The sequence below is a fragment of the Bacillus altitudinis genome (genome assembly GCF_001191605.1).
Lineage (GTDB): Bacteria > Bacillota > Bacilli > Bacillales > Bacillaceae > Bacillus > Bacillus altitudinis.
Genome location: NZ_CP009108.1, coordinates 3,464,106 through 3,476,270 on the forward strand (window position 1 = coordinate 3,464,106; position 12,165 = coordinate 3,476,270).

Below are 12,165 nucleotides of genomic sequence, written 5' to 3' on the forward strand. Positions count from 1 at the left end.
ATGGTCCAGCCTCCTAACGACTACCTGTCACGCGTTAAAAACTTTTTCATCTCATCGAGAGAAAATGTATTCACGACATTTGCTTTTGGTGTCCAGCCCTTTCTTGCAGCTGTGACACCGACTTCCATATGATCGAGCATGGCGATGTTGTGCGCATCTGTGTTGATCATGATGTTCACACCCGCTTCGTTTGCTTTCATTAAATGCTCTGTTTTTAAATCAAGTCTTGACGGGTTGCTGTTGAGTTCCAGTGCAGTGCCCGTTTTTTTCGCAAGCTCTATGAGCTGATCAATATTTAAGGCATAGCCATCTCGTCTACCAATCAAACGGCCTGTTGGATGGGCAATTAAATCCACATGCTGATTATTCAAGGCATTTTCTAGGCGCTCCATAATGACTTCCTCCGGCTGAGAGAAGCTAGAATGAATAGACGCAATGACAAAATCCATGTCTGCTAGAAAGTCATCATCATAATCTAACGATCCGTCCGGCAGAATATCCATTTCGACCCCTTTGAAAATGTAAAAATGCTCGAATTCTTGATTCAGCTTGTCAATTTCTTTTGCTTGCAAACGCAAACGTTCTTTTGTTAAACCGTTTGCTACTTTTAAATATTGTGAGTGGTCTGTAATGGCCATGTATTCATAGCCTTTTGCGATACATGCCTCTGCCATTTCGCGAATAGAAAAAGCGCCATCACTCCATGTCGAGTGCATATGAAGATCGCCTTTGATATCTTTTCGTTCTACAAATTGCATACTTTCTTTATACGTATCAATCTCTGCTCCGGTTTCACGAATTTCTGGCGGAATGAGCGGAAGTTGGAAATGTGCATAAAAAGCGCTTTCGTCTTCAAATGTTTTCACATCCCCAGTTTCAATCGTTTCAACCCCATATTCACTAATACGCTCACCGCGCTCCTTCGCAAGCTGTCGCATACGAATGTTATGATCTTTTGAGCCAGTGAAATGGTGCAGCGTTGTTGCAAATTGGTCTGTTGTCACAAGCCGGAAATCTACACTGATTTCAAAATCAAGTGCAAGAATGACCGATACCTTCGTATCACCGCTCGCAATGACATCTTTGACATCATCAAGAGCAACAAGCTGCTTCCTCACTTGTTCAGGGTTGTCAGTCGCAATGATGTAATCTAAATCTTTAACCGTTTCACGCGCACGTCTTAAACTACCCGCTCTTGAAAAACGGATGATTCCCTCCATCTGTTCCAGCGCATCATCAATTCGCTCTGCCACATCTAATGCAAAGCCAATTGGTAGTCGTTCTGGCTGCTTCCCTGCCTCCTCAAGAGCGGCAAGAATCTTTTCTTCTGTTTTTTTGCCAAACCCAGCAAGCGTTTGTACTTTTTCCGCTTCACATGCTTCTTTTAAAGACTGTGCATCGTGAACACCAAGCTCTTGGTAGAGCTTAGCAATCTTCTTCCCGCCGAGTCCTTGCAATTTTAAGAGCGGGACAAGTCCTTCAGGCACTTCTTTTTTTAATTGTTCGAGTGTTTCAGACTGTCCTTTTTCGATATACTCTGTGATCACAGCAAAGGTTCCTTTTCCAATGCCGGGTAATGCTAATAGGTCATCTATTTGAGAAAGACTGCGGTCATCTTGTTCCAGTGCCGCAGCTGCTTTACGAAAGGCAGAAATTTTAAAAGGATTGTCTCCTTTTAGCTCCATATAGACTGCAATTGTTTCAAGAAGTTTGATAATATCTTTTTTATTCATCTCTCATCCTCCAGCCGCTTTGGCATCTTCCTATATAAATATACAAACTTTCCCTTCATCCGACAACTTTCTGTCATGGAATGAGAAAAAACTTCTCCAAGAAAGGAGAAGTTCTTAAACTCCATACGTCGACCAGAGGTCTTTGACAAGACCGGACAGGTAAGGGGTGCTATTTACGATCACATCTGCTAACATTGATTTGCTCATCATCGTTTGAAGCGCATCGACTGGAAGTAATGCGGCCACAAACAATAAAATAAACACAAATAGATAGGTTTCAAGAAATCCTAAAACAGCGCCAAGCAGTTTGTTGACCTGTTTAATCACAGGGATACTTGCAATGGTTGTGAGCAATCCGCCGATGATAGCGAGCAGGATTTTGGTCAAGATAAACAGAATGATAAACGCAATGGTATTATAATAAGCTGTTTCTAGATTCCCACTAAAGAAAGCAAGCTGCGCTTGACCGCCGCTAAAATTAGGTGCTGGAATCCACGTAAGCTGTGGTGCAAGTGACTGATAAAACATAGAAGCCACTAAAATAGAAACAACAAAGCTAATCAATTTAATAAATTGAAGAATAAACCCGCGTTTTAGACCGACAAGCGTTCCCATAAGAAGCAAAAACAAAATGATGATATCGATCACGGTAATTTCATTCCTTTTCTTTTAGATGAAGCTCTAGTTTTTCGTATTGCTCTTTTAATTTCAAGTAGTCGTGGACGACATTGACTGCTGTCAGTACAGCTAATTTGTTTATATCAAGGTATGGATTTTTTTCATTGATTTCTCTCATTTTATCATCAACAATTGAAGCAACATGTCGCATATGCATCTTCGTTTCTTGACCGATGATCGTATAGGACTGTCCGTAAATCTCAACTGTTGTTTTCGTTTTACCGCCGTCAGACAACGTTTCTCCTCCATTCCACGAGAATCCTAGTCTCTATCATAACATGTTTAGACATTGAATGGAAAGACGAGCCCTTCCCTGTTATGGTACACTTTAGAAATCAATGATATCAAGGTAAAAAGGAGTTATCCACTGTGCCCCAATCCGTCTTAAAAGCAACATCAGAAGACATGAAAAAAATGAAGAGCGTGTACGCTCAGCATTTAACTGACACTTTGCCACCAGGCGCTCTTTTTCAAGCAAAGGTTCCCGGCTGTACGATTACAGCCTACAAATCTGGAAAAGTACTGTTCCAAGGACAAAAGGCAGAAGCTGAAGCGAGTCAGTTCAACCATTTACATTCAGCTGAAACAAAAAGCAAAAAAACACCATCCATCACACAGTACAGCCCACCACCCGGCATTGCTTCCATGTCGGTTATTGGCTCAGATGAGGTCGGTACTGGCGATTATTTTGGACCCATTACGGTCTGTGCGGCTTATGTTGATTCCAGTCAGCTTGCTCTCATGAAAGAGCTCGGGGTGAAAGACTCAAAAGGACTCAAAGATCCGCAGATTATCAACATTGCCAAAGACTTGATCAAAACCATCCCGTTCAGCCTTCTCGTGCTTCGGAATGAAAAATACAATGCGATGCAGGAAAAGGGCATGAGCCAAGGGAAAATGAAGGCACTGCTTCATAACCAAGTCATTACCTCCGTGCTAGAAAAACTGGATGGCAAGAAACCAGAAGCCATTCTCATTGACCAATTTGCCGAACCGGGTATTTATTTCAGGCACCTTGCGGGGAAAAAGATCATTCGGGAGCGTACATACTTTAGTACGAAAGCAGAAGGCATCCACTTATCGGTTGCTGCAGCTTCTATTATTGCAAGATATGCTTTTTTAATTGAAATGGATAAATTATCAAAAGCAGCGGGCTTTGACATTCCAAAAGGGGCCGGTCCACATGTTGACAAAGCGGCAGCAAAGCTGATGAAACAGCACGGCGAAGAGGCTTTACGCCAATTTACAAAACTTCATTTTGCCAACACCCAAAAAGCGAAAAAATGGTTATAATTAAAAAAGAGCTATCGCCCATAAAGCGATAGCTCTCAGATTGTTGACAAAGGGCTAAAATGAACTTGATTTTAGCCCTTTGTCTTCTTTTCAGCGTGATAGAAAACCTTTGCAGTCTAGGAAGGACGAGCACTGGCACAGAGCGAATTTGACATTCGTGAGTACCAGCGCGCAGGACTGACAAAGAATGCGAGGGTTTGTCTACACGCTAAGAGCTATCGCCCATAAAGCGATAGCTCTTTTTATTATCCGCGCAAGACGGCTTGATACGTATCTTCTAATGCTTTCAATACGTTTGTATGAACAGCCGTGACTTCTTCCTCGGTCAACGTTTGTTCTGGGTTTAAATATTGCAGAGAGAATGCAACAGATTTCTTGCCTTCTTCCATATGCTCACCCTCATACACATCAAAGACGGAAAGGTCTGTGAGCAATTGGCCGCCAGCTTCATAAATGACTTGCTCCAGCTGTCCGCTTGAAATATGCTGATCGACGACAAGTGCGATGTCTCTTGTCACTGCTGGGAATCTCGGAATAGCCGTATATTTCATATCCTCTGTTTCAGACGTCATTACATCTGTTAAATCAAATTCAAATACATACGTTTCTTTTAAATCTAATTCCTTTTCCACTAATGGATGAAGTGCAGCTACAAAGCCAATCACTTTTCCATTTAAATGAACATCAGCTGTACGTCCTGGGTGAAGGCCCTCACGCTCTGCTTGAACATACGTGATCTCTCCTGATACACCAAGCTTTTCAAACAGCCCTTCTGCAATACCCTTCGCTACATAAAAATCGACAGCTTTTTTCTCGCCCTGCCAAAGATTTTTATGCCAAAGACCTGTTAACGCACCTGCCACATGCTCTTTCTCTACTGGTTTTGCGCCTTCCGTTTCCGCTAAGAAAACAGAACCTGTTTCGTAAAAGGCAAAAGAATCAGCTTGTCTTGCTAAGTTATATGCGACAGAATCAAGTAAGTTTGGCAGAAGGCTTTGTCTCAGCACACTTCGTTCCTCACTCATCGGCAAGGAAAGTCTTGTTTGATAAGCTGGATTTAAAGCAAAGGCTGTGGACTTATGCTGATTCGTTAATGAATACGTAATCGCTTGAGAAAGCCCTGCGCCCTCTAAGAAACGTCTCACCTTTCTGCGCTTCACTTGGTATGGCGTAAGACCACCAACGGTACCAGCTGTCGCAGGGAGTGTAGATGGAATATTGTCGTAGCCGTATAATCTCGCGACTTCTTCAATGAGGTCCTCTTCAATCGTAATATCCATTCTACGGGAAGGAACCGTTACAACAAGCACATCATTTGATTCGCCCACAGTAAAGCCTAGTTTGTTGAAAATCTGAATCATATCTTCTTTTGAAATGCTCATACCAAGCACCTTGTTCACACGCTCAGTTGATACGTGGATGACATTCATACTTGTTTCAAGGTGGTTTTCCTCAACTGTACCACTTAGCACTTCGCCGCCTGCATACATACTGATCAATTGCGCTGCTCTTTCGGCTGCTGATTTCGTCCGCTGCGGATCGAGCCCTTTTTCAAATCGTGTGCTTGATTCACTGCGAAGCCCTAAGTCTCTAGATGCTTGACGGACGGTTTGACCGTTGAAATATGCCGCTTCTAAAAGAATCGTTGTCGTCTCATCACGCACCTCTGATTCAAAACCGCCCATGACACCTGCAACAGCATGCGCTTTTGTGCCATTTGTAATGACAAGATGCTTCGAAGACAATGTACGTTCTTGTTCATCCAGAGTTTGAATCATTTCATTTTCAGCCGCTTTACGTACAACCACCTGCTTTGAACCAAACCGGTCATAATCAAAGGCATGTAGTGGTTGACCGTATTCAAGTAAGACAAAATTCGTAATATCCACGACGTTGTTAATTGGGCGGATACCTGCATTCATCAATCTTGTTTGCATCCAAAGTGGTGCTGGTCCAATCTTTACATTTTTAATGATCTTCGCTGCATAAAGTGGATTCGCTTCTTGATCCTCAATTTTAACAGAAATATAGTCTGCTGCTTTTTCAGAAGAAGTTTCATGCGCTGTATCAGGAAGCTTGATGTCTCTCCCTAAAATGGCGGCAACCTCATAAGCGACACCTAGCATATTAAGGGCATCGGCACGGTTTGGTGTTAAGCCAAGCTCAAGTACCGCGTCATCTAATTGAAGCGCTTGAAGGGCATCATCTCCTGGTTTCACGTCATTCGGGAAAACAAAGATGCCTTCTGCATATTCTTTTGGTACGAGCTTGCTCTCTACGCCTAATTCTTGCAGAGAACAAATCATGCCATGAGACTCTTCACCGCGCAGTTTGGCTTTTTTAATTTTAAAATTTTCAGGAAGGACTGCACCAACCGTTGCGACGGCCACATGCTGTCCTTTATCCACATTTGGAGCCCCGCATATAATTTGCACCGGTGCGTCTTCGCCGATATCAACAAGACATTTGTTTAATTTATCCGCATTCGGATGCTGTTCACGTTCAATGACGTGTCCAACGACAACGCCTTTGATGCCTTCGCCTTTATACTCAACGGCTTCCACTTCAATTCCGCTTCTTGTGATTTTCTCTGCTAATTCATCCGGCTGAATGCCTTCTAAATCGACATAGTCCTCTAACCATTTATATGAAACAAACATGTTGATTTCCTCCTCTTAGTCCTGCTTAAATTGCTTCGTGAATCTAATATCATTTGTGTAGAAATGACGAATATCATCTATGCCGTATTTCAGCATCGCAATACGTTCAACACCCATTCCAAAAGCAAAGCCTTGATAAGTATCTGGATCAAATCCGCTCATTTTTAATACATTCGGGTGAACCATTCCTGCACCTAAGATTTCAATCCAGCCTGTTCCTTTACATACAGAACAGCCTTTCCCGCCGCATTTAAAGCATGACACATCAACTTCAACGGAAGGTTCTGTGAATGGGAAAAAGCTTGGGCGCAGTCTAATTTCACGATCCTCACCAAACATTTTTCTTGCGACTGTCTCAAGCGTTCCTTTGAGGTCACTCATGCTAATATTGTGATCGACCACAAGTCCTTCAATTTGCATGAATTGATGGGAGTGAGTGGCATCATCGCTGTCACGTCTATATACCTTACCAGGGCAGATGATTTTCACAGGACCTTGGCCTTTATATTTCTCAAGTGTACGTGCTTGAACGGGTGATGTTTGTGTTCTCATGAGTGTGTCTTCAGTAATATAGAAGCTGTCCTGCATATCACGTGCAGGGTGTTCTTTTGGAAGATTGAGCGCTTCAAAGTTATAGTAATCTGTTTCCACCTCTGGGCCCTCTTCAACGGTATAGCCCATGCCGATAAATAAATCTTCAATATCTTCTACGACAATCGTTAATGGATGTCTTGCCCCGATTTTGATCGGACTTGCTGGCAATGTGACATCAATGGTTTGAGAAGCCAGTTTCTTTTTCACTTCTTCTGCTTCTAGCTGCTCATTTTTTTCAGCAATGGCACCAGCAATCTGCTCTCTTACTTCGTTTGCGAGTGCACCCATTTTTGGTCTTTCTTCAGCGGAAAGCTTGCCCATTCCGCGCAGCACTTCTGTAATCGGACCTTTTTTCCCTAAATATTGAACACGAATGTCATTGACTTCTTTGAGCGAGCTGGCTGCTTCTACCTTCGCTATCGCTTCTGTTTCAAGCTGTTTTAACGTTTCTTGCATGAGTGTCATCCTCCTTTTAATATACAAAACCGTCTGAATAAACGGGTGTTTGATTGTTTGAAGACAATAAAAAAACCCGCCCCTCCAAAAAAGAAGGGACGAGTTGTGGTCGCGGTACCACCCTTGTTAAGCACAAATATATGTGCGAATAAGCTTCATTGACATAACGGAATCAAACGAATCCGGTCCACCTTTACGCAAAACCTGCGGTCCCGGTGACAACTCCAGAGGTGAATTCCTGTTTCAGCATTCCTTAAATGCACTTTCAGTCTACGATGCATTCTCCCTATTAGGACGCTCCGTGAAACAATCTTCCTCTATCATGGTTTTTAAAATATTAGTTTCATTATAGTGAAAAATAGGACGTGATGCAACACTATCCGCGCAAATGATAGACAAGAACCGCTGCTGCCACAGCCACATTTAATGATTCCGCTTGTCCGTACATCGGAACATATAAATTTTGATCTGTCATTTGAAGAATCTCTGGATCAATACCTGCTCCCTCGTTGCCTACAATTAACGCAAATGGACCTTCTGATGCTATGTGTCTATACTCTTTCGCATTTTTTAAAGCACTGCCATATACAGGTATACCTTGCGCCTTTAATGCTGGAATTGTCTGTTGTAGCGTTTGTTTTAAGATAGGCAGGTGAAAATGAGACCCTTGTGCTGAACGGAGCGTTTTTCCGTTAAACGCATCAACGGTTCCATCCCCTAGAATCACAGCATCAAGCCCCGCTGCATCTGCTGTCCGAATGAGTGTGCCTAAATTCCCCGGATCCTGCACTGCATCTAACAGAAGCATTCGTTCATACTTTTTCTCCTCAAATACAGGAATGGTACAAACCGCTGCGATTTGCTGAGGTGTTTCCGTTTCCGTCATCGCAGTAAAAGCCTCTTCACTTAATTCATACAGCTCAATGTCAGGCTCGATGTCCGCAGGGAGCATGTCAGGTGTTGCGACCATTAACTCTTTTACAACCCCGCTTTTCAATGCTTCTTCTACTAAGTGTTTTCCTTCAACAAGGAACAGCCCTGTTTTCGTTCGTTCTTTTTTTGTATGGAGCTTTTTCCATTGTTTAATGTGTGCGTTTTTAGCTGATTCTATATATTTCAAGCGACTTTAACTCCTTTAAATATCATGAATTTATTATATCTCAAGCACACTACATAATAAACCTGTCTTTGAGACAGAATAGGGCTATCACCATCAAAAAAGGAGTGTGGGCAATGGATTTTAATTTAAGAGGCGCAGTGATTCAAAACATTACTGGCCATAATCAAGAGCAGCTTGAGCATACGATTTTAGATGCGATTCAAAGTGGCGAGGAAAAAATGCTGCCAGGTCTTGGCGTTTTGTTTGAGGTGTTATGGCAAGAGGCATCAGAAGATGAAAAAAATGAAATTCTTGAAACATTGGAGCAGGGCTTAAAGCCTGAGCATCAGCAATAACAAGAAGCCGGTTTGCTTATCTATGAGCAAGCCGGCTTTGTTCATTTAGCCAGTGATTGGTGTCTCCATTCGAAGAGCTGGATCGCGCCAAATCTCGATCCATTTTTTAATAGCGAACACGATAATGACAAAACCTAAAATCAGCATAATCATCGAAAGCACGGCGTTCAGTACACTGTAGCCAGATGCTTCAGGATTGAGATAGACATTCGCAACCATCCAATAACCCGCATAATTCACCGTCACATATAAGTAAGCAAGTGGAATTAAACAAGTCAACATATACCGTCTTTTATCCGCAATTTTTAACACAACCGTCGCCCCAATGATTAATCCGACCGAGGCCATTAGCTGGTTTGACACGCCAAAGAGTGCCCAAATGGACCCAATGTCTCCAGAGTAAAGCAAGTATCCCCACATAAAACAAGCAAGTGCACTTGCAAAGACTGACCCTGGTACCCAGTCATTTCGTTTCAGCGGTTTATATGCTTCTCCAAAGAAGTCTTGGATCAAATATCGCGCGACACGGGTTCCTGCGTCAATCGCCGTTAAAATAAAGACGGCTTCAAACATAATCACGAATTGGAAGAAATAAGAGGCCAAATGACTAAAGAACGGAATACCCGTAAAGATGTACGCCATCCCTACAGCTAATGTAACAGCTCCACCTGTTCTTCCTTCTAAGTCAAGACCGATTTCTTTGCTTAGTTGAGGAAGATTCTCGACACTCATACCAAGCGTACGGAACACTTCAGGTGTACTATTAATTGCAAAATAATCTCCCGGATGAAGCGCAGTAGCGGCAATTAACGCCATGATTCCCACTAAACATTCTACGAGCATCGCGCCAAACGCCACCGGCTTCATATCACTCCAACGATCTAGCATTTTTGGCGTTGTGCCAGAGCCAACAAATGCATGAAAACCAGAAATCGCACCACAAGCAATGGTAATCGAAATAAAAGGCCATACAGGTCCAGCTAAGACAGGCCCTCCTCCATTTACAAACTCCGTAAACGCCGGAAATTGGATGGTTGGATTAACCACAAAGATTCCCGCAATCAGCGCGATGAAAACACCAATTTTCATAAAACTGCTTAAATAGTCTCTTGGTGCCAAAAGCAACCAAACCGGCAGGGCCGCAGCAAAGAACGCATAGATTGGCAGGGCAAGAGCAAGCGTTTTTGTATCAAGTGTTAACAAATCTCCAAGTGCTGTTCCTTGAATATTCGGTCCAAGGAATACCCCCAACATCAGTAATATGAATCCCGCAGATGTCGCCAGCTTTAAATTGCCTGTCTTTTTATAATAAAGGCCGACTCCCATCGCTATTGGAATGGTAATACCAACTGCAAAGGTTCCCCAAGGATTTCGTTCTAAAGCATGAAGCACAACCATGGACAGTCCTGCCATTGTAATTGTAATAATAAATAACATGGCGAGCCCTGTGCAAAATCCTGCCACAGGACCAAGCTCCTCTTTCGCTACCTCGGATAGTGATTTCCCCTTTTTTCGCATCGAAGCAAACAAGACCACAAGATCATGAACAGCTCCGCCAATCACCGCTCCAATTAAGAGCCAAAGGAGACCAGGTAAATACCCAAATTGTGCGGCTAAAATCGGACCAACTAATGGACCAGCAGCGGCAATTGCAGCAAAGTGATGCCCAAATGTGACCCATTTGTTTGTTGGCACATAATCTTTCCCATCCTCGAGTGCATGAGCCGGTGTAGGATGATCATCTGTGACCTTTAGTACCTTCACCATCATAAACGTGCCATAGAGGCGATAGGCAATCGCTAAAATACACATCGATCCTATCACAATTGAAACCGCATTCATTTAACCATCCCCTTTGTATAAACAATTTGTTACAAATATAACATAAATTGAGTGATTTTTCTTTCTTTTAAAACCTAGTTGACAAATAGGAATAATTGATTTAATCTAAAATAAGCTTCACCTACTTCCATAAACTCTCTTTTGACAGAGCCTCAATTGGCTCTGTCCTTTTTATTGATTTCATCTTACATAAATACAAGATAGATCACATGTGCCTTCCTCACTAGAAAAATATCACTTCATTTACTGAAAACAGTTCTTTTGACACAACTTACATTCCAAAGTTCATTTCCTGGGAAATTCAACGCAATTAAAAAACCTTTCCCCATACTGAGGAAAGGTTTTATCATTAAGAACCGTACGTAATTTGTTCGACCGTTTTTTGATCAAGTCTTTTGATGACTTCTGTTAAAAGCTTCACCGCATTTTCATAATCATCTCGATGAATCATGGCTGCATGGGTATGAATATATCTGCTTGGAATCCCGATGGATAGTGATGGAACGCCATGACCTGTTAAGTGAATACCTCCAGCATCTGTTCCTCCACCTGGCATGGAATCATATTGATAAGGAATGTTTAATTCATCTGCAGTTTGGACAACAAAATCGCGAAGCCCTTTATGAGAAACCATGGAAGCGTCGAACACAACAATCGTTGGTCCTTTGCCAAGTTTGCTTGTTGCTTCTTTTTCAGTAATACCTGGTGTATCACCTGCTACTCCAACATCAATAGCAAATCCAATATCAGGCTGGATGGTAGCTGCAGCTGTTTTAGCTCCACGTAAGCCAACTTCCTCTTGGACAGTTGCTACACTGTATGCAATATTTTCATGCTGAGTATCCTTTAAATTCTTCATGACATCAATCGCTACTGCACAGCCGATACGGTTGTCCCAGGCTTTTGCAAGAAGCATTTTTTCGTCATTCATTACCGTAAACTCAAAGTAAGGTACGATTTGATCTCCAGGGAGGACGCCCCATTCCATTGCCTGTTCTTTGCTCGAAGCCCCAATATCAATGAACATATCTGTGATTTCGATTGATTTCTTTCGTGCTTCTGGTGATAAAACATGTGGCGGTTTAGAACCAATCACACCTGTAATGTCTCCTTTTTTCGTCACAATGGTGACACGCTGCGCCAGCATAACTTGAGACCACCAGCCACCGACCGTTTGAAAACGAATATAGCCTTTGTCATCGATTTTTGTCACCATGAATCCTACTTCATCTAAGTGACCAGCAAGCATCACTTTAGGCCCATTTGCATTTCCTTCCTTCTTAGCAATTAAGCTGCCAAGGCGGTCTGTAGAGACTTCATCCGCATATGTTTCTATGTATGACTGCATGACTTTTTTTACATCACGTTCATTTCCTGGAATCCCTTTTGCATCCGTTAGGTCTTTCAGCATAGTTAATGTTTGATCTAGTTTTGTCATTCTGTGTATCCTCCTT

At 42.5% G+C, this 12,165-nt stretch carries 10 protein-coding genes; 2 read left to right on the forward strand and 8 right to left on the reverse strand.

What is annotated here, in order from left to right:
• Positions 1 to 20: 20 nt before the first annotated feature.
• From polX to zapA, 3 genes are all read right to left on the reverse strand, one after another.
• Entirely contained in the window at positions 21 to 1,733 is a 1,713-nt protein-coding gene (gene polX / locus ID12_RS17490; RefSeq protein ID WP_046527236.1) for a DNA polymerase/3'-5' exonuclease PolX, read from the reverse strand.
• A gap of 114 nt (positions 1,734 to 1,847) precedes the next feature.
• Positions 1,848 to 2,381, reverse strand: coding sequence for a CvpA family protein (locus ID12_RS17495; protein WP_008345997.1), 534 nt, complete (start codon positions 2,379 to 2,381; stop codon positions 1,848 to 1,850).
• 7 nt (positions 2,382 to 2,388) lie between these two features.
• Complete coding sequence (gene zapA, locus ID12_RS17500; RefSeq protein WP_008345998.1) at positions 2,389 to 2,646, reverse strand: cell division protein ZapA; 258 nt, start codon at positions 2,644 to 2,646, stop codon at positions 2,389 to 2,391.
• 134 nt (positions 2,647 to 2,780) lie between these two features.
• Between zapA and rnhC the strand changes: the two genes are divergently transcribed.
• The gene (gene rnhC, locus ID12_RS17505; protein ID WP_079920306.1) at positions 2,781 to 3,704 is read left to right on the forward strand and encodes a ribonuclease HIII; all 924 of its coding nucleotides are present in this window, start codon (positions 2,781 to 2,783) and stop codon (positions 3,702 to 3,704) included.
• Between the two features lie 245 nt (positions 3,705 to 3,949).
• Here the strand turns inward: rnhC and pheT are convergent, their stop codons facing one another.
• From pheT to ID12_RS17520, 3 genes are all read right to left on the reverse strand, one after another.
• Positions 3,950 to 6,364: a phenylalanine--tRNA ligase subunit beta gene (pheT, locus tag ID12_RS17510; protein WP_050827539.1), complete on the reverse strand. Its 2,415-nt coding sequence runs from the start codon at positions 6,362 to 6,364 to the stop codon at positions 3,950 to 3,952.
• Positions 6,365 to 6,379: 15 nt separating this feature from the next.
• Positions 6,380 to 7,414, reverse strand: coding sequence for a phenylalanine--tRNA ligase subunit alpha (gene pheS, locus ID12_RS17515; RefSeq protein WP_008346004.1), 1,035 nt, complete (start codon positions 7,412 to 7,414; stop codon positions 6,380 to 6,382).
• Between the two features lie 376 nt (positions 7,415 to 7,790).
• Positions 7,791 to 8,534 (reverse strand): TrmH family RNA methyltransferase, encoded by a 744-nt coding sequence (locus ID12_RS17520; protein ID WP_050827541.1) that lies wholly within the window; start codon positions 8,532 to 8,534, stop codon positions 7,791 to 7,793.
• Positions 8,535 to 8,647: 113 nt separating this feature from the next.
• Between ID12_RS17520 and sspI the strand changes: the two genes are divergently transcribed.
• Positions 8,648 to 8,869, forward strand: a complete 222-nt coding sequence (gene sspI, locus ID12_RS17525) for a small acid-soluble spore protein SspI (protein WP_008346010.1) — start codon at positions 8,648 to 8,650, stop codon at positions 8,867 to 8,869.
• A gap of 45 nt (positions 8,870 to 8,914) precedes the next feature.
• Here sspI and cstA read toward each other — a convergent pair whose 3' ends face one another.
• On the reverse strand, positions 8,915 to 10,711 hold the full coding sequence (cstA, locus tag ID12_RS17530) for a carbon starvation protein CstA (protein ID WP_039168858.1): 1,797 nt from the start codon (positions 10,709 to 10,711) through the stop codon (positions 8,915 to 8,917).
• Between the two features lie 349 nt (positions 10,712 to 11,060).
• The gene (locus ID12_RS17535) at positions 11,061 to 12,149 is read right to left on the reverse strand and encodes a M42 family metallopeptidase (protein WP_017358255.1); all 1,089 of its coding nucleotides are present in this window, start codon (positions 12,147 to 12,149) and stop codon (positions 11,061 to 11,063) included.
• Positions 12,150 to 12,165 lie beyond the last annotated feature (16 nt).

Excerpts from the sequence above, each read along its gene's own strand:
- cstA (WP_039168858.1), bottom strand. The coding sequence starts at position 10,711 with ATGAATGCGGTTTCAATTGTGATAGGATCGATGTGTATTTTAGCGATT.
- pheT (WP_050827539.1), bottom strand. The coding sequence starts at position 6,364 with ATGTTTGTTTCATATAAATGGTTAGAGGACTATGTCGATTTAGAAGGC.
- polX (WP_046527236.1), bottom strand. The coding sequence starts at position 1,733 with ATGAATAAAAAAGATATTATCAAACTTCTTGAAACAATTGCAGTCTAT.
- ID12_RS17535 (WP_017358255.1), bottom strand. The coding sequence starts at position 12,149 with ATGACAAAACTAGATCAAACATTAACTATGCTGAAAGACCTAACGGAT.
- sspI (WP_008346010.1), top strand. The coding sequence starts at position 8,648 with ATGGATTTTAATTTAAGAGGCGCAGTGATTCAAAACATTACTGGCCAT.
- pheS (WP_008346004.1), bottom strand. The coding sequence starts at position 7,414 with ATGCAAGAAACGTTAAAACAGCTTGAAACAGAAGCGATAGCGAAGGTA.